This window comes from Enterobacteriaceae endosymbiont of Macroplea appendiculata (assembly GCF_012571605.1).
GTDB lineage: Bacteria > Pseudomonadota > Gammaproteobacteria > Enterobacterales > Enterobacteriaceae.
The window spans coordinates 40,940-67,396 of sequence record NZ_CP046220.1 but is presented as its reverse complement, the minus strand read 5'-3'; the positions used below and the strand labels follow the sequence as shown (position 1 = coordinate 67,396).

Annotated in this window: 24 protein-coding genes and 2 tRNA genes; 9 read left to right on the top strand and 17 right to left on the bottom strand. The window is 22.7% G+C overall.

The window, feature by feature from the left end; translation table 11 throughout:
• Window positions 1–82 precede the first annotated feature (82 nt).
• From lipA to GJT86_RS00340, 3 genes are all read right to left on the bottom strand, one after another.
• On the bottom strand, window positions 83–952 hold the full coding sequence (lipA, locus tag GJT86_RS00350; protein WP_168920322.1) for a lipoyl synthase: 870 nt from the start codon (window positions 950–952) through the stop codon (window positions 83–85).
• Between the two features lie 71 nt (window positions 953–1,023).
• Entirely contained in the window at window positions 1,024–1,656 is a 633-nt protein-coding gene (gene lipB, locus GJT86_RS00345) for a lipoyl(octanoyl) transferase LipB (RefSeq protein WP_168920321.1), read from the bottom strand.
• Window positions 1,656–2,813: a hypothetical protein gene (locus GJT86_RS00340; protein ID WP_168920320.1), complete on the bottom strand. Its 1,158-nt coding sequence runs from the start codon at window positions 2,811–2,813 to the stop codon at window positions 1,656–1,658. The genes lipB and GJT86_RS00340 overlap by 1 nt, the downstream gene beginning before the upstream one ends.
• Before the next feature lie 138 nt (window positions 2,814–2,951).
• Here GJT86_RS00340 and truA point away from each other — a divergent pair, with 138 nt between their 5' ends.
• A complete protein-coding gene (gene truA / locus GJT86_RS00335) occupies window positions 2,952–3,758 on the top strand; it encodes a tRNA pseudouridine(38-40) synthase TruA (RefSeq protein ID WP_211080490.1) in 807 nt (268 codons plus the stop codon).
• 13 nt (window positions 3,759–3,771) lie between these two features.
• On the opposite strand, the gene GJT86_RS00330 is transcribed toward truA, so the two are convergent.
• Both GJT86_RS00330 and GJT86_RS00325 read right to left on the bottom strand, forming a co-directional pair.
• A tRNA-Leu gene (locus tag GJT86_RS00330) sits at window positions 3,772–3,857 on the bottom strand.
• Window positions 3,858–3,879: 22 nt separating this feature from the next.
• Window positions 3,880–3,950: transfer RNA gene (locus GJT86_RS00325), tRNA-Cys, on the bottom strand.
• 183 nt (window positions 3,951–4,133) lie between these two features.
• On the opposite strand from GJT86_RS00325, the gene GJT86_RS00320 reads away from it, so the two are divergent.
• A complete protein-coding gene (locus GJT86_RS00320; protein WP_211080489.1) occupies window positions 4,134–5,351 on the top strand; it encodes an acetate kinase in 1,218 nt (405 codons plus the stop codon).
• Window positions 5,352–5,366: 15 nt separating this feature from the next.
• Window positions 5,367–7,529, top strand: a complete 2,163-nt coding sequence (gene pta, locus GJT86_RS00315; RefSeq protein WP_168920318.1) for a phosphate acetyltransferase — start codon at window positions 5,367–5,369, stop codon at window positions 7,527–7,529.
• On the opposite strand, the gene gpmA is transcribed toward pta, so the two are convergent.
• From gpmA to rpsT, 3 genes are read right to left on the bottom strand one after another with little or no spacing between them, the layout of a single operon-like run.
• Window positions 7,530–8,231 (bottom strand): 2,3-diphosphoglycerate-dependent phosphoglycerate mutase, encoded by a 702-nt coding sequence (gene gpmA, locus GJT86_RS00310; protein ID WP_168920317.1) that lies wholly within the window; start codon window positions 8,229–8,231, stop codon window positions 7,530–7,532.
• A gap of 13 nt (window positions 8,232–8,244) precedes the next feature.
• Window positions 8,245–8,592, bottom strand: coding sequence for an iron-sulfur cluster insertion protein ErpA (erpA, locus tag GJT86_RS00305; protein WP_246209054.1), 348 nt, complete (start codon window positions 8,590–8,592; stop codon window positions 8,245–8,247).
• Between the two features lie 19 nt (window positions 8,593–8,611).
• Window positions 8,612–8,875 (bottom strand): 30S ribosomal protein S20, encoded by a 264-nt coding sequence (rpsT, locus tag GJT86_RS00300; protein WP_168920316.1) that lies wholly within the window; start codon window positions 8,873–8,875, stop codon window positions 8,612–8,614.
• Between the two features lie 179 nt (window positions 8,876–9,054).
• On the opposite strand from rpsT, the gene ileS reads away from it, so the two are divergent.
• Together ileS and dapB are read left to right on the top strand one after the other, a co-directional pair.
• Window positions 9,055–11,832: an isoleucine--tRNA ligase gene (ileS, locus tag GJT86_RS00295; protein ID WP_168920315.1), complete on the top strand. Its 2,778-nt coding sequence runs from the start codon at window positions 9,055–9,057 to the stop codon at window positions 11,830–11,832.
• 118 nt (window positions 11,833–11,950) lie between these two features.
• On the top strand, window positions 11,951–12,715 hold the full coding sequence (dapB, locus tag GJT86_RS00290) for a 4-hydroxy-tetrahydrodipicolinate reductase (RefSeq protein WP_168920314.1): 765 nt from the start codon (window positions 11,951–11,953) through the stop codon (window positions 12,713–12,715).
• A gap of 33 nt (window positions 12,716–12,748) precedes the next feature.
• Here the strand turns inward: dapB and rplY are convergent, their stop codons facing one another.
• The 3 genes from rplY to GJT86_RS00275 are packed head-to-tail and all read right to left on the bottom strand — an operon-like array spanning window position 12,749 to window position 15,016.
• Window positions 12,749–13,066: a 50S ribosomal protein L25 gene (gene rplY, locus GJT86_RS00285; RefSeq protein ID WP_168920313.1), complete on the bottom strand. Its 318-nt coding sequence runs from the start codon at window positions 13,064–13,066 to the stop codon at window positions 12,749–12,751.
• Between the two features lie 26 nt (window positions 13,067–13,092).
• Window positions 13,093–14,055, bottom strand: coding sequence for a 6-phosphofructokinase (pfkA, locus tag GJT86_RS00280; RefSeq protein ID WP_168920312.1), 963 nt, complete (start codon window positions 14,053–14,055; stop codon window positions 13,093–13,095).
• A gap of 22 nt (window positions 14,056–14,077) precedes the next feature.
• The gene (locus tag GJT86_RS00275) at window positions 14,078–15,016 is read right to left on the bottom strand and encodes a cation diffusion facilitator family transporter (RefSeq protein ID WP_168920311.1); all 939 of its coding nucleotides are present in this window, start codon (window positions 15,014–15,016) and stop codon (window positions 14,078–14,080) included.
• A gap of 187 nt (window positions 15,017–15,203) precedes the next feature.
• Here GJT86_RS00275 and glyQ point away from each other — a divergent pair, with 187 nt between their 5' ends.
• The gene (gene glyQ / locus GJT86_RS00270; RefSeq protein ID WP_168920310.1) at window positions 15,204–16,079 is read left to right on the top strand and encodes a glycine--tRNA ligase subunit alpha; all 876 of its coding nucleotides are present in this window, start codon (window positions 15,204–15,206) and stop codon (window positions 16,077–16,079) included.
• 37 nt (window positions 16,080–16,116) lie between these two features.
• Window positions 16,117–18,177, top strand: coding sequence for a glycine--tRNA ligase subunit beta (gene glyS / locus GJT86_RS00265; protein WP_168920309.1), 2,061 nt, complete (start codon window positions 16,117–16,119; stop codon window positions 18,175–18,177).
• Here glyS and dapA read toward each other — a convergent pair.
• The 6 genes from dapA to leuA form a co-directional block, all read right to left on the bottom strand.
• Window positions 18,169–19,047, bottom strand: a complete 879-nt coding sequence (gene dapA, locus GJT86_RS00260; protein WP_168920308.1) for a 4-hydroxy-tetrahydrodipicolinate synthase — start codon at window positions 19,045–19,047, stop codon at window positions 18,169–18,171. The genes glyS and dapA overlap by 9 nt on opposite strands.
• Window positions 19,048–19,144: 97 nt before the next feature.
• Entirely contained in the window at window positions 19,145–19,810 is a 666-nt protein-coding gene (gene adk, locus GJT86_RS00255; protein ID WP_168920307.1) for an adenylate kinase, read from the bottom strand.
• Between the two features lie 17 nt (window positions 19,811–19,827).
• Entirely contained in the window at window positions 19,828–20,427 is a 600-nt protein-coding gene (gene leuD / locus GJT86_RS00250) for a 3-isopropylmalate dehydratase small subunit (RefSeq protein WP_168920306.1), read from the bottom strand.
• Window positions 20,428–20,431: 4 nt separating this feature from the next.
• Window positions 20,432–21,829: a 3-isopropylmalate dehydratase large subunit gene (leuC, locus tag GJT86_RS00245; RefSeq protein WP_168920305.1), complete on the bottom strand. Its 1,398-nt coding sequence runs from the start codon at window positions 21,827–21,829 to the stop codon at window positions 20,432–20,434.
• Between the two features lie 8 nt (window positions 21,830–21,837).
• Window positions 21,838–22,932: a 3-isopropylmalate dehydrogenase gene (gene leuB, locus GJT86_RS00240; protein ID WP_168920304.1), complete on the bottom strand. Its 1,095-nt coding sequence runs from the start codon at window positions 22,930–22,932 to the stop codon at window positions 21,838–21,840.
• Between the two features lie 13 nt (window positions 22,933–22,945).
• On the bottom strand, window positions 22,946–24,487 hold the full coding sequence (leuA, locus tag GJT86_RS00235; RefSeq protein ID WP_168920646.1) for a 2-isopropylmalate synthase: 1,542 nt from the start codon (window positions 24,485–24,487) through the stop codon (window positions 22,946–22,948).
• 361 nt (window positions 24,488–24,848) lie between these two features.
• Between leuA and ribD the strand changes: the two genes are divergently transcribed.
• A complete protein-coding gene (ribD, locus tag GJT86_RS00230) occupies window positions 24,849–25,958 on the top strand; it encodes a bifunctional diaminohydroxyphosphoribosylaminopyrimidine deaminase/5-amino-6-(5-phosphoribosylamino)uracil reductase RibD (RefSeq protein ID WP_168920303.1) in 1,110 nt (369 codons plus the stop codon).
• A gap of 17 nt (window positions 25,959–25,975) precedes the next feature.
• Window positions 25,976–26,449: a 6,7-dimethyl-8-ribityllumazine synthase gene (gene ribH, locus GJT86_RS00225; RefSeq protein WP_168920302.1), complete on the top strand. Its 474-nt coding sequence runs from the start codon at window positions 25,976–25,978 to the stop codon at window positions 26,447–26,449.
• Window positions 26,450–26,457 lie beyond the last annotated feature (8 nt).

Here is a 26,457-nt window from a genome sequence, read left to right as displayed (position 1 = left end):
TGAGTTTTACATAAATTGGAACTTTTCAGAGGCCTGGTTATCTTATGGATTCATAAGTTACTAATTACAATATTATTTAAAATTATAATGAATAATATTCTGCATTATATGAAGAACGAATTAATGGTCCGCAAATTGCTTGTTTAAAACCAATATCTATTGCATAACGTTTCATTTGTATAAATTCTTGTATACTAATATATTTTTTTACAGAAATATGTTTTTTGGTAGGTTGTAAATATTGTCCAATAGTAATAATATCAACATTATGATCTTTAATATCTTGAATAGTTTTATATATTTCTTTTATAGTTTCTCCTAAACCAACCATTAATCCTGATTTTGTAATTATATGAGGATATTTTTGTTTAAATTTTTTCAATAAAATTAATGATTGTGTATAATTCCCACCTGGACGTATATGTTTATGTAAACGTTCTACAGTTTCTAAATTATGATTAAAAACATGTGGTAAATTTTGTCCTAACATATCTATAGCTTCATTAACAAAATGTTTAAAATCAGGTACTAAAATTTCTATTTTAATATTATGATTCATACATTTAATATGTTGTATACAATTTATAAATTGTTGTACTCCTTTATCTAGTAAATCATCACGATTAACAGATGTAATAACTACATATTTTAATCTCATTTTATATATCATACGTGCTAAGTATAAAGGTTCATTATTATTATTGTTTACAATAGGTCGTCCATGTGTAACATTACAATAAGAACAATTTCTAGTACAAATATTACCTAAAATCATAAAAGTAACTTGCCCTTTACCAAAACATTCTGTAATATTAGGACATGATGCTTCTTCACATACAGAATGTAAATTATTCTTTCTAAGAATAGATTTAATATGTGTAATTTTTTTTACATTTTTTGTATAATATTTAACTTTAATCCAATAAGGTTTTGTTAATAAATTTTGTTTCATATTTTATTTTTAAAAGATATTATTAATGCTAATTATCATAGCAAATAATATATAGAAGATTAATATAATCTTTAACTTTGTTTAAATAATGTAATAAAAGTATTAACTAATAATTTTTTAACTGTTAACATTTTAATTTGAGGTATAAATTCTTTTATTTGTGTCATACATAAGTTTTTATAACCACATGGATATATATAATTAAAAGGAATCAGATTCATATTAACATTTAATGATAAGCCATGTGATGTACATCCTTTCGATATTTTTAAACCAATAGAAGCAATTTTTTTATTTTGATAATATGCACCAGGATTTTTATTATATAATGTTCCTGTAATAGCAGAGATATTAAAATTTAATAATGTATTAATAATAGTTTTTTCTAAAATATAAATAAAGTGTCTAATTTTTATTGATGCTCTTTTTAAATTTATGAGAAAATACATAATTTGCTGTCCTGGTGCATGAAATGTAATTTTACCTCCTCTATCTGTTTCAAATAATGGTATATTATGTTTAAAATAAAATATCTCATGATGTTTAGTAGTTTTACCTTGTGTAAATACTGGAACATGTTCTACCATCCATATTTCATCTAAAGTATTTATTGTTCTTTGTGCATTAAAATTAAACATTTTACAGTATGTTGTATGCCAAGATTCTATTCCTAAATCACGTATAATCATTCTTTGATTTGACATTATTGATTTAACCATTTACTTAAAAACAAACGAACATAATCTAAAAATCTAATAAAGAAATTACCTAATGGTACATTATGTAATGCAACTAATGGATATATTTTCAGTATATGGTTTTTATTAATAAAACACATATATCCTAATATTTGATTTTTATATATTGGTGCTAATATTTTGTTATTATATACATGATACAAAATATGGATATTTTTTTCTTGTTTTTTTAAAACTGTTAAATAAACATTTTCATATAAACCAACTTTAATTACACGATATTTACCATAATATACAGGTACGCTAACAATTTTTTGATATTTTTCTAATGGCTGAATATGTTTAAACAATTGTAATCTTTCACAAGATATTTTTTTGTTTCCAGAAATATTATTATTTGTTGTATGATTATTTAAAACCATTGTCATAATTTTAATATAATATTTATTATTTAATATCATAACATTATTATTTTGAAAATTTTTTATATGTTTGTTACTAATTTGATTCACATGTGATTGTAATATCCATAATATTTTTATGGTTTTAGTAACTAATATTTTAAAAATATTTATTTTATTTATTAGATTAATTTGATTTTTATAGATTTGTTTTATATTAATTTGTTCAATATCATCATTTATATAAAACAAACTACTAGTAGTTTGTTTTAGATGCTTATTTATCATAAAAGTACTAAACTGAGTATGATAAATAAGAACATTCATTAAGTTTTTAATTAAGACAAATATACATTTTATTTTGTTTAAAAATATAAATTTAACAGAATGTAATATAGCATTATTAATGGGAAATACAATATAATTCATATAAGTGATATGATTAACATGATATTTATCATAATAAGGACTAATAATTATTTTTACCATATCATTAATTATTATTTGCGTTAAACTAACTAGTTTATAATATATATTGATTATTTTATTCAATAAAATAAAATAATAATTTTTATTTAATAAATACGTTGGTGTATTATGAGTATGTAATGTTATTAATTTTGTTTTATAAGAATGAAGATTATTTGCATATATATGACATTGTAAACCAGTTATTAAGATCATGATTAAAAATAATTTTATTGATTTTATTAATGTCATAAAAATATTTTTTGTAAAATGCAATATTTTTTTTTTTTTCATAAAAAACTCTTTTGGAAGTAGAAACATAATTTATATTTTTATAATTAAACACAGAAAATATAAATATTATATAATATATATTTAAAATAGTATAATTAATGTTATACAATGATTTAATAAATATAAATTATAAATATAATGAATAAAATATATAAATTCGCTATAGGCATAGAATATAATGGTAATAAATATCATGGTTGGCAAAAACAACAAAATAATGATCAAACTATACAACAACATATAGAAAATGCAGTATCTAAGATTGCTAATCACCTTGTTCATATTGTTTGTGGCGGGCGTACCGATGTTGGTGTACATAGTACTGGACAAGTTGCTCATTTTGAAACAAATACTTATAGAACTCATAAGTCTTGGTTTTTTGGCATTAATAGTTTATTACCTGAAGATATAGTATTAATATGGTTGATTCCTATACATAAAACGTTTCATGCTAGGTTTAGTGCTTTATTTCGTCGTTATCATTATATAATTTATAATTGTTCACATAAATTAAGTATTTTTAACAAACTTGTCATGCATTATAAATATCTACTGAATATAAATAAAATGAATCAAGCTGCTCAATTTTTAATTGGTGAACATGATTTTACTTCTTTCCGTTCTTCCCAATGCCAATCTAGGCATTCTAAAAGAAAAATTATACATTGTTATGTTTTAAAGCATAAACAATATATTATAATAGATATTAAAGCTAATTCTTTTTTACAACATATGGTAAGAAATATTATAGGATGCCTATTATATGTTGGGATTGGTAAACAACCAATAACATGGATATCTGATCTTATAAAATTAAAAGATAGAACTAAAGCGGCACATACTGTACAAGCTCACGGATTATATTTATCACATATTATCTATCCTAAATATTTTTATATACCTAATCCAAAAAATAACATAAAAATGTTTTTTATTAATTATTAAAAATTAGATGTAATACCCAGAGCGGGACTTGAACCCGCACAACAATGTATTTGTCGAGGGATTTTAAGTCCCTTGTGTCTACCATTCCACCACCTGGGCCACAGAATATTATGAAGATCATAGGCGCATTACGGAATTGAACCGTAATATAAGGATTTGCAATCCTCTGCATCACCATTCTGCCAATGCGCCAAGATAACATACACAACGAGTTTATTGTAAATGAAATAAATATATTTGTATATATGAAAATGTAAATAAACTTATTAAATTTATAATTTGTTATATAAATATAATATCTTTATAATATTTAAATATATATTATTGAATAATAATTTTTCAAATTAAAATTTAATAAATTAAATTTATAATAAAGTGGAAGTAAGAGTTATGAAATTAATATTAGTCATTAATTGTGGTAGTTCATCTTTAAAATTTTCTATCATTAATATGATTACAAATAAAAATATATTATATGGAATTGCGGAAAATTTTTGTAAAAATGCTTATATAACATGGAAGTTTAATAAAAAAAAAAAAAAAGTAAATTTTGATGATCATATAGATCATGAACTAGCATTAAATTATTTAATTAATCATATATTATTTAAACAATATAATAATATATTTAATGCTATACAAGCAGTAGGACATCGTATTGTCCATGGTGGAGAAAAATTTTTATATCCAGTTATTATCAATAATAATGTTATGCAAGCAATACAACAAGCAGCTATTTTTGCTCCTTTACATAATCCAATACAATTAACAGGCATTAAAAATATTATTAAATTATTACCACATTTACAGAACAAACAAGTAGCAGTATTTGATACATCTTTTCATCAAACTATGCCTAAAAAATCTTATTTATATGCTATTCCTTTAAAATTTTATACAAAATATAAGATTAGAAGATATGGTGCTCATGGTATTAGTCATCAATTTGTTACACAACAAGTATCTAATTTATTAAATATACCATTAAAAATGTTTAATGGTATTACATGCCATCTAGGCAATGGATCTTCAATTACTGCAATATATCAAGGTAAAAGTATAGATACTTCTATGGGTTTAACACCATTAGAGGGTTTAGTAATGGGCACTAGATGCGGTAATATTGATCCTGCTATTATTTTTTACATGAATAAAAAATTAAATATCAATATAGATGATATTAGTGATATTTTAATGAATAAATCTGGCATGTTAGGACTAAGTGAATTAACAAGTGATTTTAGATATCTTGAAAAACAATATTATAATAATAAGCAAATAAAAATATCTTTAGATATTTTTATACAAAATTTGTCTAAATATATAGCATCTTATAGTATTTTGCTGAATAATAAAATTCATGCTTTAGTATTTACAGGTGGCATTGGTGCTAATAGTGTCTTAATAAGAGATAAAACAATTAAAAAATTAAAAATATTAAATATGCGAATCAATCCAATTTTAAATAAACAAACTATTTTAGGTAAAACAGGCATGATACATCAAATAAATAATAGTATACCTATAGTAGTTATCCCTACAAATGAAGAATTAATTATTGCACAAAATACTGCAAAATTATGTAATATATAAACAATGGTGATTGTTATGAATAAAGTTATTATTTCAATACCTATTAATGTTAATATAAATTTTTTTAATAATATTAATATTACTTTATTAAATAAATTACAGTCTCAATTTAATAAAATTATATTATTGAATCCGATTTTTAAAACTCAGGAACAAACGTGTATATATAATAAATCTTTTATTGAAAAAAAATATGTAAATGTAAAATATATAAATCCTATAATAATTAATAACATAAGTGCATTAAATGATAGTTTATATCATAATAAAGTTATCAATAGCATAATACATAACTTTTATAAATATAAAAACCAAAATTATATTATGTTTATAACAGGTTTTATTGCTCCACAACATGAAATATTAACATTTTTTTTAAATTGTAAAATTGCAAATATTTTAAACGCTGAAATAATATTTATTACTGCTTCTAATAACATAGATATTGATTTTAAACTCATACAAAATAATATTAATTATATTAGTAAAAAAGTCATCACTAATACTATTATTAGAAATAATATGAAAATTATCATACAAAATTATGATACACAAAATTTATTTTTTAATATATATAACCAATTTTCTTATTATACAACATGTATACACCATAATAGTTTAAAATTATCTTCTGAAAATAATCATGATAATGGTATTTATCCAATTATATATAATACTACACACTTATTAGGCATTACAATAGATCATTTATGTCAATATTTATGTTGTAGTATAATAAATAAAAATCAGCAAAATGCATTGTTAATAAAAAACATTATTTTTGTATATGAAGATTTCATAATGCAGTCTTGTTGTTATAATATGTCTTTATTAATTATTTCTTGTAATAATAATCAAATAATAAAACAGTTACATAATATTATATCTAAATCTGATGTTCAGCCTATAACATACAATGTACTACTAACTAATATTAGTAATATAAATAATATTACTAAAAATACAGAAAATAAATTAATTAAAAAAATTATATTGTTAGCAAACAAAAAAAATATGAATATCATATATACCAAATATGATAATAATATTATCTATAATAAATTACAATATTTCTATAAAAGTAATTTTGTTTACTTAAATTTTTCTTTTATAGAACAAATAATTCAATATCTTTCTATTTTTTTACCAAAAAATATATTTATACAAAAAAAACATATTATCTATAATAATCCAGAAATATTTAAATATTTATTAATACAAAAAGCAATTAAATTACATAAAACTATTTTATTGCCAGAGGGGGAAGAAATACGTACTATACAAGCTGCTTCAATATGTGCAAAAAAAAAAATTGCAAATTGTATTTTATTAGGTCATCCTCAGCATATTAATAACATAGCTAAAGAACATGATATTAATATTCAATATAACAATATACAAATTATTAATCCTGATTCTATACGTAATAATTATATAGAACAATTATTCTTGCTAAGAAAAGAAAAAGGAATAAGTATTATGGATGCCAAACAATTATTAAAAAATAATATGTTCGTAGCTACCATGATGCTTAAAAATAAGCAAATAGATGGTATTGTTGCAGGAGCAAGTCAAACTACTGCTAATACTATTAGACCAGCATTACAAATTATTAAAACTGTACCACAGTATTCTATTATATCATCAATCTTTTTTATGTTATTACCACAAAAAATATTAATATATGGTGATTGTGCTATTAATCCTAATCCTAATTATAAACAGTTAGCAGAAATTGCCCTTCAAACTGTAGAAACAGCAACTTTATTTAATATAGATGCTAAAATAGCGATGATTTCATATGCTACTGGAACATCTAGTAATAGTTTAGAAGTAAAAAAAGTATATAAAGCCACACAATTAATACATCATAATGCACCTCAAATATTAGTAGATGGTCCATTACAGTATGATGCTGCAATAGATATTAGTATTGGACGATACAAAGCACCTAATTCTAATATTGCTGGTCATGCTAATACCATTATATTCCCAGATTTAAATACTGGTAATACGACTTATAAAGCTGTACAAAGAACTGCCAATATAGTCTCTATAGGTCCTATATTACAAGGAATCCAGCAACCAGTTAATGACCTTTCTCGAGGTTCATCTATTGAAGATATTGTATATACTATCGCTGTTACTGCTATACAAGCTGACAAAAAATCAATTTAATTATATATTATTTAAATAAAATCGTTTTATAAACTTCATTTTATGATTAAACTCACAAATCATAGGTATTCCTGTAGGAATATTTAAATTAATGATATCATCATCATTAATTTTTTCTATATGTTTAATTAATGCTCTTAAAGAATTACCATGTGCTACAATAATAACACGTTCGCCATTTTTTATTTTTGGGAAAATATTATTTTCCCAAAAATATACAACTCTTTTTAATGTAATAGACAAACTTTCTGTTAATGGTAATTCATAATCTTCTAAATGAGAATATTTAGCATCATATCTAGGACAACGCGGATCATCAATAGTTAAAGCTGGTGGATTAATTTGATAGCTACGTCTCCATAACGTAACTTGTTTTTCTCCATATTTTTGTGTTACTTGTAATTTATTCATACCTTGTAAAGCACCATAGTGCCTTTCATTTAGTCTCCAACTTTTTGTAACAGGTATCCATAATTGGTTTAATTCTTTTAATATATACCATAAAGTACATATAGCTCTTTGTAATACTGAAGTATAAGCATAATCAAATAAAAAATTATAATTTTTTAATATTTTCCCTGCGTCTATTGCTTCAATCTTGCCTTCTTCAGATAATGAAACATCATGCCATCCTGTAAATAAATTTTCTTTATTCCATGTACTCTGCCCATGTCTTAATAAAACAACTTTAATAGTAGACATATATTCTTACCTCTTATATATCAAATGAAGAACCACAATTACAAGTAATTTTTGCTTGTGGGTTATTTACTTTAAATTTAGATTCATTAAGATTCACAACATAATCAATACAACTTCCTGATATGTATTGAATACTTATTTTATCTATGATAATACTAATCCCTAATGTATTAATAATATAATCATGTTTATTAACAGCATCATCTAATTTAAATTGATACTGGAAACCATTACAACCACCACCAACAATAAAAATTCGAAATTTTAATATTTGTCTTTGATCCGGTAATATTAATGATTTAATTTTATTAGCAGCATTTAGTGTTAGTGTAATAGACATTTTAGAAGATAATATATGCATATAATATGTGATAAATGTATTAAATCATATTATTAATTTTAGCATATATTCTAGATTTTATACGTGCAGCTTTATTTTTATGTATTAATCCTTTATGTGCTTGTTTATCAACAATAGATTGCATTTTATGAAATGCAATTAAAGATTGTGTTTTATTATTGTCTAAAATAGTTTTTTTTACTTTTTTAATAAATGTTTTTATCATAGTACGATAACTTGTATTATTTTTTTTTTGTTGTATAGATTTTAATACTCTTTTTTTAGATGATTTGATATTTGCCATATTTCTTAGTATTCCTATTTTTATTAAAAAATTTTTACTATATGAATGAATATAAGTATTATAATATATAATATATTTAATAAATATTAACATAAAATAAAAAACAATAGTATATACGTATATTAATAAATATTATGTAATATGAAACATATTATTTTAATTATATAAAGATATAAAGTATGAAAAATAAATTTAATTTAAATTTACCTTATACATTATTTCCAATGAAAGCTAATCTTGCAATTAAAGAATTAAGCATATTGGAAAAATGGGCTATAGAAAATTTGTATCAAAAAATTTTAAATACACATAAAACTAAAAAAATATTTTTTTTACATGATGGACCACCATATGCAAACGGTGATATACATATTGGACATGCTTTTAATAAAATTTTAAAAGATATTATTATTAAATCTAAAATGTTACATGGTTATTATACACCATTTATTCCTGGTTGGGATTGTCATGGTCTACCAATTGAACATCAAATAGAACAAATTTGTAAAAAACAAAATATATCATTAAATGATACTGAATTTAGAATTCAATGTAGAAAATATGCATTAAAACAAGTACAAAAACAAAAAAAAGATTTTATTAGATTAGGAATAATAGCTGATTGGGATAATCCATATCTAACTATGGATTATAAAATAGAAGCAAATATTATTCGTACTTTTGGTAAAGTTTTGAAAAATAATTATGTTTATCAAAGTAATAAACCCATTCATTGGTGTATACAATGTAGTTCTTCATTAGCAGAAGCTGAAATAGATTACATTGCCAAATATACTACATCAATGTATGTTAAATTTATAATAATAGATAATATAAGATATAAAAATCTTTTTAATATTCAGCATGAAAATATTAACATATCATTATTAATATGGACAACAACACCATGGACTATACCAGCTAATCAAGCAATTGCTATACATCCAGATATAAATTATCAATTTATATTTATTAATAACGAAATTATTGTGGTAGCTAAAAATTTAGTGAAAGTAATTTTTAAACATATTAAAATTTTACAATGGCAAATTGTTGGACAATTAAAAGGTAAAGACTTTTTTACGACAACAAAATTACAAAACCCAATTACTAATATTCATTCTAAAATAATTATTAGTTCTTATGTTGCACATAAAAAAGGTACTGGTATAGTACATATTGCTCCTAATCATGGTTTAGATGATTATAACATTTGTGATGAAAATAATATTAAATGTAAAGATAATATTATTAATTTAAAAGGATATTATATTAATGGAATACATCGTAAACTTAATAATATTAATGTTTTTAATTCAGATAAAGTCATAATACATATTTTATTAAAAAATAATACTTTATTTTTACAAAAAAAATATTTACATAATTATCCATGTTGTTGGAGACATAAAACTCCAATTATTTATATTGCTACTCCACAATGGTTTATTAGTATGGAACATCATGATTTAAGAAAATTATCATTACAAAATATTAATAAAATAAATTGGATTCCTAAATGGGGTTTAAACCGAATGAAAAATATGTTGCAAAAAAGGCCAGATTGGTGCATCTCTAGACAAAGACGTTGGGGTATACCAATACCTTTATTTGTACATAAAAAAACTAATAAAATATACAATAATTCTACAAAATTAATAAATAAAATTGCTAGTATTGTAGAAAAATATGGTGTACAAGCATGGTGGGATTTAAAAGAAAAAGATGTTTTAGGAAAAGATTATATTAATTATCATAAAGTAACAGATGTTTTAGATGTATGGTTTGATTCAGGATCAACATATGATGCTGTGGTTAAACAAAAATTAAATATCAATAAAATTGATATGTATTTAGAAGGTTCAGATCAATATAGAGGATGGTTTATTGCTGCATTAGTTTTATCAACTATTACACAAAATAAAAATCCGTATAAAAATGTTATAAGTCATGGTTTTACTGTAGATCATACAGGTAAAAAAATGTCTAAATCCATCGGTAATATTATTAAGCCACAAGATGTAATAAAAAAATTTGGTGCTGATATTTTACGTTTATGGGTTGCTTCTACAGATTACTATAGTGAAGTACATCTTTCTACTTCTATTTTACAAAATATTACAGAAATTTATAGACGTATACGTAATACTATTAGATATATTTTATCAAATTTAAATGATTTTAATCCTAATAATGACATCATTTCTACACATAATATGTTAAGTATAGATAAATGGATTATACATAAAACTAAAATATTACAAGATTTGATTATTAATGATTATAAGCATTATAATATACATAATATAGTTAAAATGATTATGAAATTTTGTACAATAGAATTGGGTTCTATATATTTCGATTTAATAAAAGATAGACAATATACTTTTCCTAAAAAAAGCATAGAAAGATTAAGTTGCCAAACATCATTATATATGATATTAGAATCATTAGTACGCTGGATTATGCCGATATTATCATTTACTGCATATGAAGCATGGGGATATATGCCAGGAGGTAAAATAAAAAATATTTTTACTGTAACATGGTACGATAAACTATTTACGTTATCTAATAAAGAAAATATGAATAATGATTATTGGAATTTTATGTTTCTTTTTAAAGAAGAAGTAAATAAAATTATTGAAGATGCACGTAATAAAAAAATTATATGTAGTTCTTTAGAAGCAAATATTACCTTATATATACACAGAAATCATTATAAAAAAATATCATTATTAAATCAAGAATTAAATTTTTTTTTACTAGTATCTAAAGTAAATATTATAATAAATACGATAAATACTACTAACATCATCAATAATTTTAATATTCAAAAAAGTACATATTCTAAATGTGTGAGATGTTGGTATTATATGGTTAATAGAATGAATAATCTTTGTAATAAATGCATTAATAATACTAAATATGCAGGAGAACATCGTTTACATATTTAAGAAATATTATATAGCTAATATATAATTATATAATATTATTAAAAAAATAAATACTAACATTTATATTAAATGTTTTACTCATAATAAATATTAAATTTAGTTATGGAGTCATATACTTATGAAAAAAAATAAAGTACGTTTAGCTATTACTGGTATTACTGGTAAAATGGGTACTGCTATATTAAATATTATTAATCAAAATAATTTAAATATTATTTTAAATGGTGTTATTGATATAAAAAATCATATAAAAACCATAAAATATGGTTCAACACAATTAAATATTAAGTCTAATATATATGATATTATTCATGATTTTGATGTTTTGGTAGATTTTACTAATCCTGAAGCTAGTTTACAATATGTGCAAATATGTCAAAAATATAAAAAAAAAATTGTTATTGGTACTACTGGTTTTAACCATGACGAAAAAAAACAAATTGTAAAAGCATCTAATGATATTAGTATTCTTTGGTCTGCTAATTTTAGTCAAGGAATCAATATTATTAATAAATTATTACAAAATATCACACAAATATTATGTGAAAATTTTCAATCAAATGTTGATATTGATATTATTGAAAAACATCATAAACATAAAATAGATTCTCCTTCAGGAACTGCTTTATTTATGAAAAATATTATATTAACTAAATATCATCAGTATCACATGACTAAAAATATTAATTGTCATTCTATTAGAGCTGGTGACTATTCTGGAGAACATCAAATTATTTTTTCTTTTGCCGGCGAACAAATTGAATTCATACATAAAACTGTTAACCGTATTCCTTTTGCTAAAGGGGTATTGCAAGCCGCTATATGGTTATCACATGTTAATAAAAATGGTATATATAGTATGAATGATGTTTTAGGATTATAATTTTATTACTATGGCTATACCAATATAATATTATTACGCTAAACTTGTCATTAAACCAGTAATATATAAAAAATCTATGTGGTATATTTTATTTTTATAAGGATGATATTGAATATTTAGTATTTTAGTAGTAATTGTGTTATTGTTATAGCCAACTAAATAAATATATTGATTTTTAGAAAACATAAAATCTATTAATTTAATGTTTAAAACATCTTTATTATATATATAAATACATATATTACTAATATTATTACCATAAATAATAGCAGGGAATTTATTATTTATACGTAATATTTTATTATGTTTTTTCCCTATGTGTGTACGTGTAAATATTTTTATTGTATTCATTTTATTACTCTTTGTATGACTAAAAATTAATATAATTTTTTTGCAGTATCAAATAATTCTTTTTTAAAAATTCTTTTCATATTTTTAATGGCATCAATAATATCATTATGAACCATAATATCATTTTTAACACCAATACATCTTCCCCCATAACCTTTACATAATAATTCCACCGCATATGTTCCCATTCTTGATGCTAGAATACGATCATATGCTACAGGTACTCCTCCTCGTTGTATATGTCCTAAAACTGTTATTCTAGTTTCTCTTTGTATGTGTTTTTCAATGAATTTAGCTAACTCATTAATATCACAAATTAATTCTGTGATCAATACTATTGCATGTTTTTTACCTTTTTCTATTCCTAATTTAATTTCTTGTACTAAATCATATTTATTATAAATAATTTCTGGCAAGACAATGAATTCACATCCTCCAGCAATAGCAGCAGATAATGTTAAATCACCACAACGTCGTCCCATAATCTCTACTAATGATATTCTTTGATGAGATGAAGAAGTATCTCTTAAACGATCAATAGCTTGTACAATAGTTTCTAAAGCAGTAAAATAACCTATACTATAATCAGTACCAGCAACATCATTATCTATAGTACCAGGTATTCCTATACATGGAAAACCCATTTCAGTTATTAGTTTTGCACCAATATAAGAACCATCACCACCAATAACAACTAAAGCATCTATATTATGTGCTTTCATATTATTAATTGCAATTGTACGCACTGGTCTTTCTGCAAATTGCGGGAACCGTGCAGAACCTAAAAAGGTACCTCCTCTATTAATAATATCTGCGACACTTTGTCTATCTAATTGAATAAAGTTATTATTATATAAACCTAAATAACCATTATATACACCAAAAATTTCTAATTGTTTACCAATAGCAGTACGTGTGATACCTCTAATAGCTGCATTCATTCCTGGAGCATCGCCACCACTTGTTAATACACCAATTCTTTTAATCATAGAAATAACCTTTTATAATATATTAATTTTGAAAAAACCCTTGATTATGTTTAGGAACTATAGAATATGGATCTTGATGAATAAGTATTTCTGAATGTGGAAATTTTTTACCTAATTCTAATTCTATTTCTTCTGCAATTGCATGTGCTTCTAATAAAGATAGTTTATCATCTAATACTAAATGTAATTGTATAAATCTTGTTGGTCCTGATTGTCTAGTTTTTAATTCATGTGCACCTAATACTTTAGGCCAAGAATTTACTAAATTCATAATTATTTTTTTTTCATAATCAGGTAATGAATGATCCAATAATGATTGAATAGATTTATATACTATTTTAATACCATTAACAAATATTAATATACTAATACATAATGTTATTAATGGATCTGCTGTATTAATATTATATATATTACATATAAATGCAAATAATACTGCACTATTGATTAAAATATCAGATTGATAATGTAACATATTTGCATGTGTAGATTGGCTATTAGTTTGTTTAATAACTTTTTTTTGTAACATTACTAATAATAATGTAGAAAAAAATGAAAAAATAATAACAATAATACCAATAGTTGGATGTATTAAATGTATAGGATGAGAATAGTATTTAATACTATGTATAAATAAAATAATTGCAGTACCACAAATAAAAACACTTTGTGTTAACGCAGATAATGACTCAGCCTTACCATGTCCAAACGAATGCTGAAAATCTGCAGGTTGTAACGAATAATATAAAATTAATAAATTAATTGTAGATGAAGTTATGTCAATTAATGAATCAATAAAAGATGCTAACATACTAATAGAACGTGTATATTCCCATGCTATTATTTTAAGTATTAATAATATAAAAGATACTAATATAGCACAATATGTTATGCGTACAACTAATGTATTATAATTAGTTGTCTTATTTTTTAAAAAAAAATTTTTAAATATAAAATTCATAAATGTTCCTTCTGTATATTATTTCATATTATATATTACATAAACATATTATTTTTTAGAAAAAATAATAACAGATTACTGTAACATACATATGTATTATATAAAAAATATGTTAAATTTATATTTAATTATGTATTTTATATTAAAAAAACACAATTGAATAAAATTTAAAGTTAAATATATTATTATGACACATTTTTCTGAAAAAACGTTTCAAGGGATGATATTTATTTTACAAAAATATTGGGCCCAACAAGGATGTATAATATTACAACCTATAGATACTGAAGTAGGTGCAGGAACATCACATCCTATGACATGTTTGTATGCTATTAGCAAAAAACCATATAATATAGCTTATGTACAATTATCTAAAAGACCTACAGATGGTCGATATGGTAATAATCCTAATCGTTTACAACAATATTATCAATTTCAAGTTATGTTAAAACCACCACCATGTAATATACAAGATTTATATATACATTCATTAAAATCATTAAATATAGACTGTAAAAATAATAATATTACTTTTATAGAAGATAATTGGGAAAACCCAACTTTAGGAGCTTATGGTGTTGGTTGGGAAATATTATTAAATGGTGTAGAAATTACACAATTTACTTATTTTCAAAAAATTGGCGGATTAAAATGTCAACCTATAACAGGAGAAATTACATATGGTCTTGAAAGGTTAGGTATGCATATCCAAAATATTGATAATATTTTTGATTTAATTTGGTATAAAGATACAAAAAAATGTGTTACATATCGTGATTTATTTTATCAAAATGAAAAAGAATATTCTAAATATAATTTTAATTATGCTGATACTAATTTTTTAGTTAATGCCTTTCAACATTATATGACAGAAATTGTTTTTTTATTAAAATTAAAACCATCATTAATTTTTCCGGCATATAATCAACTTTTAAAAGCTTCACATTGTTTTAATTTGTTAGAATCTAGAAAATTTTTTTCTATTACAGAACGTAAAAGATTTATATTTAAATTGCGTAATATGACTAAAGATATTGTTAAACAATATTATTATAATAATTAATAGCTATATTTTTGTTATAAACAAGGTATATATTTATATGTATAAAACAACTACTTTATTAATAGAAATTTCCATTGAAGATATACCATCTTATATTTTATTAAAACTTACTAATATTATAGTTAAAAATTTAAAGCATGAAATACATGATGTACATCATTTTCAATATAAAAAAATCAATTTTTTTATGACACATAGAAGAATTGCTATACAAATTTTAAGTTTAAATCCTATACAAAATAATTATTTTTTAAAAATTAAAGGACCATATATTATTACACATCAAAAAAATATTTTTGATTTAACTATCGTAAAATTATGGATGCATAAACATCAAATAAAAAGTTTAAAAAATATTACATATCATAATAATTATATTTTTTATGAAAAACATATTATTGGTTCACATATTAAAGATTTATTATCAAAATGTTTAATTAATGTTCTTACTAAGATAGCTATACCTCATTCTATGTATTGGCATAATACATTTAAATTTATTCGTCCTATTAGAAATATATGTATACTTTTAGACAAAGAATTTATTCCAATTAATATATTAGATATTCCAGCTAATAATATTATTTACGGTCACCGTTTTTTATATAATAAAAATATTAATCTACTACATGCTAAAGATTATGAAGATAAATTATATAGTATTGGACATATTATTGTAAATTTTACCAAAAGAAAAAATAAAATTTTGAATGATATTCAATATTATGCTCAAAAAAATCATGGTGTAGTAAAATTATCATTAGATTTTTTAAATATGTTAACAGCTATGGTTGAATGTCCTAGAGTTTTAGTAGGGAAAATTCATAAAAGATTTTTAAAATTACCAAAAGAAATATTAGTTTATGTTATGGAAAAATATCAAAGATATGTTCCTATTTATAATAATAAAAATCAATTATTACCTTATTTTTTATTTATTATTAATATAAATAACACAAACAATATAATTATTCAAGAACATGAAAGAGTTTTGCATGCACGTTTTAAAGATGTAAATTTTTTTTTCGAGCAAGATACAAAAATAAAATTAGTACAATATTTAATATATTTAAAAAACATTATTTTTCATAATCAATTAGGTACTTTATTTGATAAAACAATACGCATAAAAAAAATTTCTACATATTTATCATATGATTTACAATGTAATACTATACATTGTATAAAAGCTAGTTTATTATCTAAATGTGATTTAGCAACACAAATGGTTAATGAATTTACAGATTTACAAGGTATTATTGGTATGTATTATGCAAAACATAATCAAGAACATCCTGCCATTATACAAGCATTATATGATCAGTACCAATATAGTATGTATTCTCAAATTCCATCTGATGATATTTCATGTATTTTGTTTATTTCTGATAAAATTGATACATTAGTAGGTATGTTTAGTGTAATGTTATTACCCACAAGTAATAAGGATCCTTATGCATTAAAAAAAATAGCTTTAATTATTATACGTATTATTATACAGAAGAAATTTAATTTAAATTTATATAAATTAATTGATTTTGTAATTACATTATATCCTTCGCAATGTAATAAAAATAAATTAATATTAACATTAACAACATTTATGTTTCAAAGATGTAAAAATTGGTATTTATCATTAAAATTCAAACCAGAAATAGTTACTACTATTTTAAATAGTAATTTTCAAAAACCATTATTAATGGATCATATTATACGTGCTGTAAGTAAATTTTTTACATTAGAAAAAAAACAAAGTAAATTACTTATTTTAACTCATAAAAGAATTAATAAAGTTATTATACAATATAAATCATTTATTTGTGATGATATTAATCATCAATTAATTCTTCTTAAAGAAGAATTAATTTTAACAAATCATATAAAGAAATTATCAAAAATAATTCATGTCAAAATAAAACATTATGAATATTATAATATATTATTAATTCTTTCAGAATTATATTATCCCATAAGTTCATTTTTTCAAAATGTTATGATTAATCATCAAAATACACAACTAAAAAAAAACAGAATCACTATATTGTATCAAATACAACAATATTTATCAAAAGTAATAGATTTAACAAAACTATATTAGTTTTAATTGTTTTAATATTATTTCAATAAAATTTTGATTTTTAGTAGTACAAGTTGTTAAGGGTAAACGCATAAAACTGCTATTAATTAAGCCCATTCTTTTGGCGGCCCATTTTACAGGTATGGGATTAGTTTCAAGAAATAATGTTTTATGTAATGGCATTAATATTTTATTTATTATTCTAGCTTTATCAAGATGATTATGTTGCATACATTCTACAAAACGTTTCATATATTGTGCAGCAATATTAGCAGTAACAGAAATTATTCCATGGCCACCTAATAACATAAATTCATAAGATGTACTATCATCACCACTCAGTAAAAAAAAATTTTTATGAACTAAATTTTTAATTTGGTTTACACGAGATAAGTCTCCTGTAGCTTCTTTAATACCTATAATATTTGAAATTTTGGATAAACGATATACAGTTTCTGGTAATAAATCACATCCAGTACGTTGGGGTACATTATATAATATTTGTGGTAAATTAGTACTGTGTGCAATAGTTTTAAAATGTTTATATAAACCTTCTTGTGTAGGTTTATTATAATATGGTGTTACATTTAAACATCCTATAATACCAGTATTTTCTAAAGCTGATATTATTTTAATACTTTTAAATGTATTATTAAATCCTGTACCAGCAATAATTGGTATTTTGTTTTTTGATAATTCTAATGTCCACATAATGGTTTTAATATACTCATGGTAGTTTAATGTAGATGATTCACCAGTTGTCCCCATAACAACTATAGCATTAGTACCATTATGAATATGGTATTGAATAAGTTTATTAAGACTAGTTTTACAAATATTACCTTTCATATCCATAGGAGTAATAAGTGCAACAATACATCCAGTGAACATTAAATTATAACCTATATAATTAAATATAATCGTATAAATTATACTAACAAATTTAAAATAAATAAACCATAATTTTCATTATTTAAATATAATAATGTTATTTTTGATGTATATTTTTTTGCAAAAAATGATCAATCTCATTTTTTACTTCTATTATCGATAAAGTATTGTTAACTTTTTTATATAAAAAATCTTTTTTATATGCTTGTTTACGATAGTATTGTATTAAAGGTTGAGTTTGTTTTAAATATTCTTTTAAACGATAATTAATTGTTTGAATATTATCATCTATTCTACGAATGAGTGGTTCTCCTGTTATATCATCTTTTCCAAAAATTTTAGGAGGATTAAAAATAACATGATAAGTACGTCCAGAAGAATCATGTATACGTCGTCCTAAAATTCTTGTAATAATTTGATTATCTGGAATATATATTTCTATGATACTATCAATCTCAATATTTTCTTTTTCTAAAATATTTGCTTGTATTATATTTCTAGGATAACCATCTAATAAAAAACCTTTTTTACAATCTATCTTAGATAAACGTTTTTTAATAATTTGTATAGTAATATTATCAGGAACCATTAATCCATTATTAATATATTTTCTAATTTTTTGTGACATAATAGAATTATTATTTGATATACAGTTACGTAAAATATTACCAATAGAGATATGAGGCAAATTATATTTTTCTGATATAAATCTAGCATGTGTACCTTTACCAACGCCTGGCGCACCTAATAAAATTATACGCATATTATTATACTCATATTTTATGAAAAGAAACTATGATGTTTGAGTTCAAAAATATTAATTTTTTTGTAATATTTCATAGTTATATCTATTTGATCTACATCATTCAAAATAAATTGCAAAATATATTTATCAATATGAAAAGAAAAATATTTATTTGCTATGATAATAATTTTATCTTGCATATTAATTACACAAGTAATTCCAGGTTGTTCTTTAATAATAAGAAATAATTTATTAATATCTTTTTTTGATAATGTAATTAATAATAATTTGTTATTAATAGCATTATTATAAAATATATCTGCATAACTAGATGAAATAATAACTTTAATGCCATAATCTATTAAAGCCCATAAAGCATGTTCTCGAGATGATCCACATCCAAAATTATCTCTTGTTAATAATATATTTGCATTTTTAAATTTTTGTTGATTTAAAATAAATTCAGGATTTACTTGGTTTTTATTTATATATCGCCAATAATAAAATAAATATTTACCAAAACCATATTTTACATTTTTTTGTAAAAATTGTTTGGGTATAATCGCATCAGTATCTATATTAGAAATATCCAAAGGAGCGATTACGCCTATATATTTTAATTGTATATTTTTCATATGTTTATAAATTACGTATATCGATAAAATAACCATTAACTGCTGCAGCAGCAGCCATCATTGGACTAACTAAATGTGTTCTACTATTTATCCCTTGACGACTTTCAAAATTTCTGTTACTAGTAGAAGCACAGCGTTCACCAGGTAATAATTTATCTTCGTTCATAGCTAAACACATAGAACATCCCGGTAATCTCCATTCAAAACCAGCATTTTTAAAAATTTTATCTAAACCTTCTTTTTCTGCTTGTTTTTTTACCATCTGTGATCCTGGTACAATAATAGCTTGTACTGTATTTGTAACATGTTTGCCATCAATAATTTTTGCTGCAGATCTTAAATCTTCAATTCTAGAATTCGTACATGATCCAATAAATACTTTATCTATTTTTAAATTTGTTAATTTCATTCCTTCTTGCAAACCCATGTAATGTAGTGCTTTTTGCGCTGATTTTTGTTGATCTTTATCTTTAAATGATTTAATTAAAGGAATTGTTTCATCAATACTAATTAATTGTGCGGGGTTTGTACCCCAAGTTATTTGTGGTTTGATATTAGTAATATCTATATTAATAATTTTATGAAAATAAGCATTAGCATCACTATATAAAGTCTTCCAATATTCTTTTGCTTTAATCCAATTAGCACCTTTAGGAGTAAAAGTTTTATTTTTTAAATATCTGTAAGTAATATTATCTGGTGCTATTAAACTAGATTTTGCACCCATTTCAATAGACATATTACATAATGTCATTCGACTTTCCATGCTTAATTGTTTGATTACTGTTCCTTGAAATTCTACAATATGTTTGTTACATCCACTAATACCTACATTTTTAATAATATATAAAATTATATCTTTAGCAGTAATATATTTAGGTATAATACCATTAATACTAATTAACATATTTTTTATTTTTTTTTGTCTTAATGTTTGAGTAGCTAAAACATGTTCTACTTCAGATGTACCAATACCAAAAGATAATGCGCCAAATGCACCATGTGTAGAAGTATGCGAATCTCCGCATACAATGGTCATTCCTGGTAAAGTTATGCCTTGTTCTGGACCCATTATATGTACAATTCCTTGATAAGGATGATATATATCATATAATTGTATATTAAAATCTTTACAGTTTTTTATTAGCATTTTTATTTGTTGTTGTGCATTTAAACTAATTTGTTCATAATTTTGTGTTAATGTTGAAACATTATGATCCATTGTAGCAAATGTTTTTTCTGGTCTATATACTTTACGATTTTTTATTCTTAAGGAGTTAAACGCTTGTGGAGAAGTTACTTCATGAATAAAATGTCTATCAATATATAATAATGTTATTTGATTTTCTATTGTACAAATTTGATGACTATCATATATTTTATCATATAATGTTTTACCCATTATTACACCTATATTATATTTTGAGTGATTAATGTTCCCATCTCTTCTGTTGTAACTATATTTAATAATTGTGTATTTTGATTTACGAGATCTTTAGTTCTATAACCCTGTGCTAATGTTTGTATAATCGCATTATTGATTTTTTGTGCTACTACACTATTTTGTAAACTATATTCAATAAGCATAGATAATGATAAAATTTGTGCAATAGGATTAGCAATATTCTTACCAGCAATATTAGGAGCAGAACCTCCTGCTGGTTCATATAAACCAAAATTTTTATTATTTAAACTGGCTGAAGGTAAATTACCAATAGAACCAGTAATCATAGCACATTGATCTGAAATAATATCACCAAATAAATTTGGACAAAGTATTACATCAAATTGTGATGGATTTTTCATTAATTGCATAACAGCATTATCTATATACATATGTTGTAGAGTGACTTCATCATACATTTGAGATATTTTATTTATAACTCGACGCCATAATACTGATGTATATAATACATTTGCTTTGTCAATAGAACAAATTTTTTTTTTCCTTTTTACTGCTAAATTAAAAGCAATCTTAGCAATTCTTTCTATTTCATATTCATAATAAATTTCTGTATCAAAAGCATATGTATTATTTGGTTGATATTGTACTCCTTTAGGTTCACCAAAGTAAATTCCACCAGTAAGTTCTCTAACACATACGACATCAAAACCTTTTCGTATAATGATATTTTTTAAAGGACTTAATGAATATAAATTGTCATAAATATATGCTGGTCGTAAATTAGCAAATAAATTAAAATGTTTTCTTAATTTTAATAATGATCCTTGTTCTGGTCTTTTTTCTAAAGGTAAATAATCCCATTCTGGTCCACCAATAGAACCAAATAATATTGCATCAGATTCTTCACATCCATGTAATGTTTCTTCAGGTAATGCATTTCCAAAAGTATTAATAGCTGTACCACCTACTTGATATGTATTAATAATAATCTTTTTATTCAAATATTTTTTAATTTTATTTAAAATTTTTAATGCTTGTCGCATAACTTCTGGACCAATGCCATCTCCGGGAAGTACCGCTAATTTAAACATATTATTCATAAAATTCCTATTATTATTTTTCATGTTTATAAAGATTTTTTGTTTGCTGAAATTTCCATATATCATTTAAACAATTAATGATAGCATGTATGAAAGTTTCTATAATATTATTCGTAAAATGACTAATACCATAAAAAGTAATATTTTTATATCTGATCTTAATATGAACGTATCCTATAACATTATTATTATGTTGCATAATTAATTTATAATTTAATAAATGTATATTATATTGTATGATTTTTTTAATAGCTTTAAATATTGCATTAATAGGTTCTATATTTGTTGAAGTTTGCATATATATTATATCATTACATTTTAATTTTATCATAGCATGAGATATTTTTGTTGAATTATATGTAATATGAAATGATACTAATGTATAAAAATTTTTTTTATTATATATCTTGTTATTAAAAGCCAGTGTAACTAAATCGTAATTATATACTTGTCCTTTTTTTTCAGCTAACTTAATAAAATTATTATATAGTTGATTAATATCATATGTATTATGTGGATAACCCATTAATTCCATGTGATATTTAATAGCCGCACGTCCTGATTTTGCTGTTAAATATATTTTTTGCGTTTGTAATCCTATAATATTAGGATCTATAATTTCATATGTTTTACGATTTTTAATAATTCCATCTTGATGTATTCCTGAAGAATGTGAAAAAGCATTTTTACCTATAATTGCTTTATGTAAAGCTATAGGAATTTTACATATTTGACTAACTATTTTTGTAGTATTATATATTTTCTTTTTATTAATATTAGTCGTAACATTCAGTAAACTTTTTCTAGTATATATTGCCATAATTATTTCTTCTAAAGCACAATTACCAGCTCGTTCTCCAATACCATTAATAGTACCTTCTATTTGTCTAGCACCAGCATGGATGGCAGTAATCGCATTACCAACTGCCATACCTAAATCATTATGTGTATGCACAGAAATAATACATTTATCAATATTATGTACTTTATTTTTGATTGATGTAATGATATCACCATATTCATATGGTAAAATATAACCTACTGTATCTGGTATATTAATCGTAGTAGCTCCAGCTTGTATTGCTGCTTCTATTACTAAACATAGATCTTTAATTGGCGTTCGTGTGCTATCCTCGCAAGAAAACTCAATATCATGAGTATATTGTTTGGCATATTTAATCATAAATATTATGCGTTCAATAACTTGATCTAAAGTCATTTTTAATTTAGTAGTAATATGTAATGGTGATGTCGCTAAAAAAATATGTATTCTAAAATTTTTAGCTTTTTTTAACGACTCATATACTAAATCTATATCATTTTTTTTACATCTTGCTAATCCACATATTGTACTATTTTTAATAATACTAGAAATTTCTTTTGTTGTATGAAAATCTTTAGGAGAAGAAACTGGGAAACCTACTTCTATAATATCTATTCCCATTGATTCTAATGATAATGCAATTTCTATTTTTTCTCTAGTTGTTAAACTACATTTCAATGATTGTTCACCATCACGTAATGTAGTATCAAAAATAATAATTTGTTCTTGCATAACAAAATTTATCCATTTTAACAAAATTAAAGTTTAGTTTTTTACTAATTTTGATCTTTTTTAAGATTAGATATTAAATTTTAAATTTAATTTTTAAAAAATATTTAAAATAATTTATATATGAAAATTTAAAATTCATTATTTATACATAAAAATTTTATATAAATAAAATATATACTATGTATGTTATAATCTAATAATAGTATTATAGGAATGTTTTTTAAAATTAAAAATATAACTAATAAATTAATTATTATATTTTTTTATATAAAATGCAATTTTATATATTAAAGTATCATATTTTCTATATTTAATAAATAAATGAGTATTAAAAACTTTTTTGTTGGGAAGGTTATTAATTGTGTACACAGATAAATTTTTTATGATGCAAGCTATTAATTTAGCTAAATTGGGTATATATACTACTACTCCTAATCCTAATGTAGGTTGTATTATTGTTAAAAATAATAATGTTATTGGCAAAGGATACCATTTTAAAACAGGAGAACAACATGCAGAAGTTAATGCATTAAAGATGGCTGGAAGTCAGACACAAAATTCTACTGTTTATACTACGTTAGAACCTTGTAATTATTATCATTTAACTCCTTCATGCTGCCATGCATTAATTAAAGCAAAAATATATCGTATAGTTATAGCTAATATTGATCCTAATCCCAGGATCAATGGAAAAAGTATAAAAATGTTAGAACAACATGGTATAAAAACAACTATTAATATATTATCAGAAAAAGCTAAACGTATTAATTATGGTTTTTTTAAAAGAATATTATTTGGCATGCCATATATAAAATTAAAACTTGCGTCATCTATAGATGGTAAAATTGCATTATATAATGGTTTAAGTAAATGGATATCATCATTAAAATCTAGACAAGATGTACATAAATTACGTGCCCAAAGTTCTGCTATTTTGAGTACCAGTAAAACAATTTTAAAAGATAATGCAACCTTAATTGTTAATTGGTATAATTTAAGTACTTATATACAAAAAAAATATCCTAAAAAATTTTTGAGACAACCAATAAGAATTATTCTTGACCAACATAACAAGATATCTCCATATCATAAAATTATTTCTATACCTGAAACAATAATTTTAATTAAAAATAATATTAATTATAATAATTGGCCTAAACATGTTACACAAATGATTATCCCAATAGTTAATGGTTATTTTAATATAAAACTTTTACTACAAAAATTAGCTACAAAAGGTATTAATAATCTATTAGTAGAAGCTGGCAGTATATTATCAGGATATTTAATCTTAAATAACTTAATAGATGAATTAATAATTTATATGTCTCCTCAGATATTAGGTCCGTTTTCATTAAATTTATGTAATTGGACAAAAATATATAATATCAATGATGCTCCTAAATTTCGTTATATACATATAAGAAAAATTGCACAAGATTTAAAAATAGTTTTAAAACCAGTAAAATAAATATTTTGGACATAAATATGAAAATAATTAATACAGGAATTATTAATAAAAATGCTTATATAGCAATTATTATTACTCGATATAATATAATGATAAATAAAAATTTATTAAAAGCATCATTGGATATTTTTAAACGATTAGGTCACATACCAGATGAGAATATTACGATTATTTGGGTTCCTGGATCTTATGAATTATCTTATACAACACAATTATTAATAAAAAAAAATATATATGATGGCATAATGGTTATTGGAACAATTATTAAAGGTATAACTTCACATTATAAATATTTAACTCAAGAAATTTATACACAAATATCTAGTTTATCTATTTTAAATCAGATACCGATAGTTTTATGTGTATTAAGTACAGATAATTTAGAACAAGCACTAAACCGATCAAATGGGAAACAAGGTAATAAAGGTATAGAATCTGCATTAACATTATTAGAAATGATAAATATATCTAAAGAAATTACATTATTATAAATTTAAAG

Coding starts and splice junctions, on each gene's coding strand:
- glyS (WP_168920309.1), top strand. CDS start 16,117: ATGTATAAAACAACTACTTTATTAATAGAAATTTCCATTGAAGATATA.
- dapB (WP_168920314.1), top strand. CDS start 11,951: ATGAAAAAAAATAAAGTACGTTTAGCTATTACTGGTATTACTGGTAAA.
- leuB (WP_168920304.1), bottom strand. CDS start 22,932: ATGAATAATATGTTTAAATTAGCGGTACTTCCCGGAGATGGCATTGGT.
- pta (WP_168920318.1), top strand. CDS start 5,367: ATGAATAAAGTTATTATTTCAATACCTATTAATGTTAATATAAATTTT.
- adk (WP_168920307.1), bottom strand. CDS start 19,810: ATGCGTATAATTTTATTAGGTGCGCCAGGCGTTGGTAAAGGTACACAT.
- GJT86_RS00340 (WP_168920320.1), bottom strand. CDS start 2,813: ATGAAAAAAAAAAAAATATTGCATTTTACAAAAAATATTTTTATGACA.
- ileS (WP_168920315.1), top strand. CDS start 9,055: ATGAAAAATAAATTTAATTTAAATTTACCTTATACATTATTTCCAATG.
- GJT86_RS00275 (WP_168920311.1), bottom strand. CDS start 15,016: ATGAATTTTATATTTAAAAATTTTTTTTTAAAAAATAAGACAACTAAT.
- dapA (WP_168920308.1), bottom strand. CDS start 19,047: ATGTTCACTGGATGTATTGTTGCACTTATTACTCCTATGGATATGAAA.
- leuA (WP_168920646.1), bottom strand. CDS start 24,487: ATGCAAGAACAAATTATTATTTTTGATACTACATTACGTGATGGTGAA.
- pfkA (WP_168920312.1), bottom strand. CDS start 14,055: ATGATTAAAAGAATTGGTGTATTAACAAGTGGTGGCGATGCTCCAGGA.
- glyQ (WP_168920310.1), top strand. CDS start 15,204: ATGACACATTTTTCTGAAAAAACGTTTCAAGGGATGATATTTATTTTA.
- lipA (WP_168920322.1), bottom strand. CDS start 952: ATGAAACAAAATTTATTAACAAAACCTTATTGGATTAAAGTTAAATAT.
- gpmA (WP_168920317.1), bottom strand. CDS start 8,231: ATGTCTACTATTAAAGTTGTTTTATTAAGACATGGGCAGAGTACATGG.
- ribH (WP_168920302.1), top strand. CDS start 25,976: ATGAAAATAATTAATACAGGAATTATTAATAAAAATGCTTATATAGCA.
- erpA (WP_246209054.1), bottom strand. CDS start 8,592: ATGCATATATTATCTTCTAAAATGTCTATTACACTAACACTAAATGCT.
- leuD (WP_168920306.1), bottom strand. CDS start 20,427: ATGAAAAATATACAATTAAAATATATAGGCGTAATCGCTCCTTTGGAT.
- leuC (WP_168920305.1), bottom strand. CDS start 21,829: ATGGGTAAAACATTATATGATAAAATATATGATAGTCATCAAATTTGT.
- rplY (WP_168920313.1), bottom strand. CDS start 13,066: ATGAATACAATAAAAATATTTACACGTACACACATAGGGAAAAAACAT.
- lipB (WP_168920321.1), bottom strand. CDS start 1,656: ATGTCAAATCAAAGAATGATTATACGTGATTTAGGAATAGAATCTTGG.
- truA (WP_211080490.1), top strand. CDS start 2,952: ATGAATAAAATATATAAATTCGCTATAGGCATAGAATATAATGGTAAT.
- rpsT (WP_168920316.1), bottom strand. CDS start 8,875: ATGGCAAATATCAAATCATCTAAAAAAAGAGTATTAAAATCTATACAA.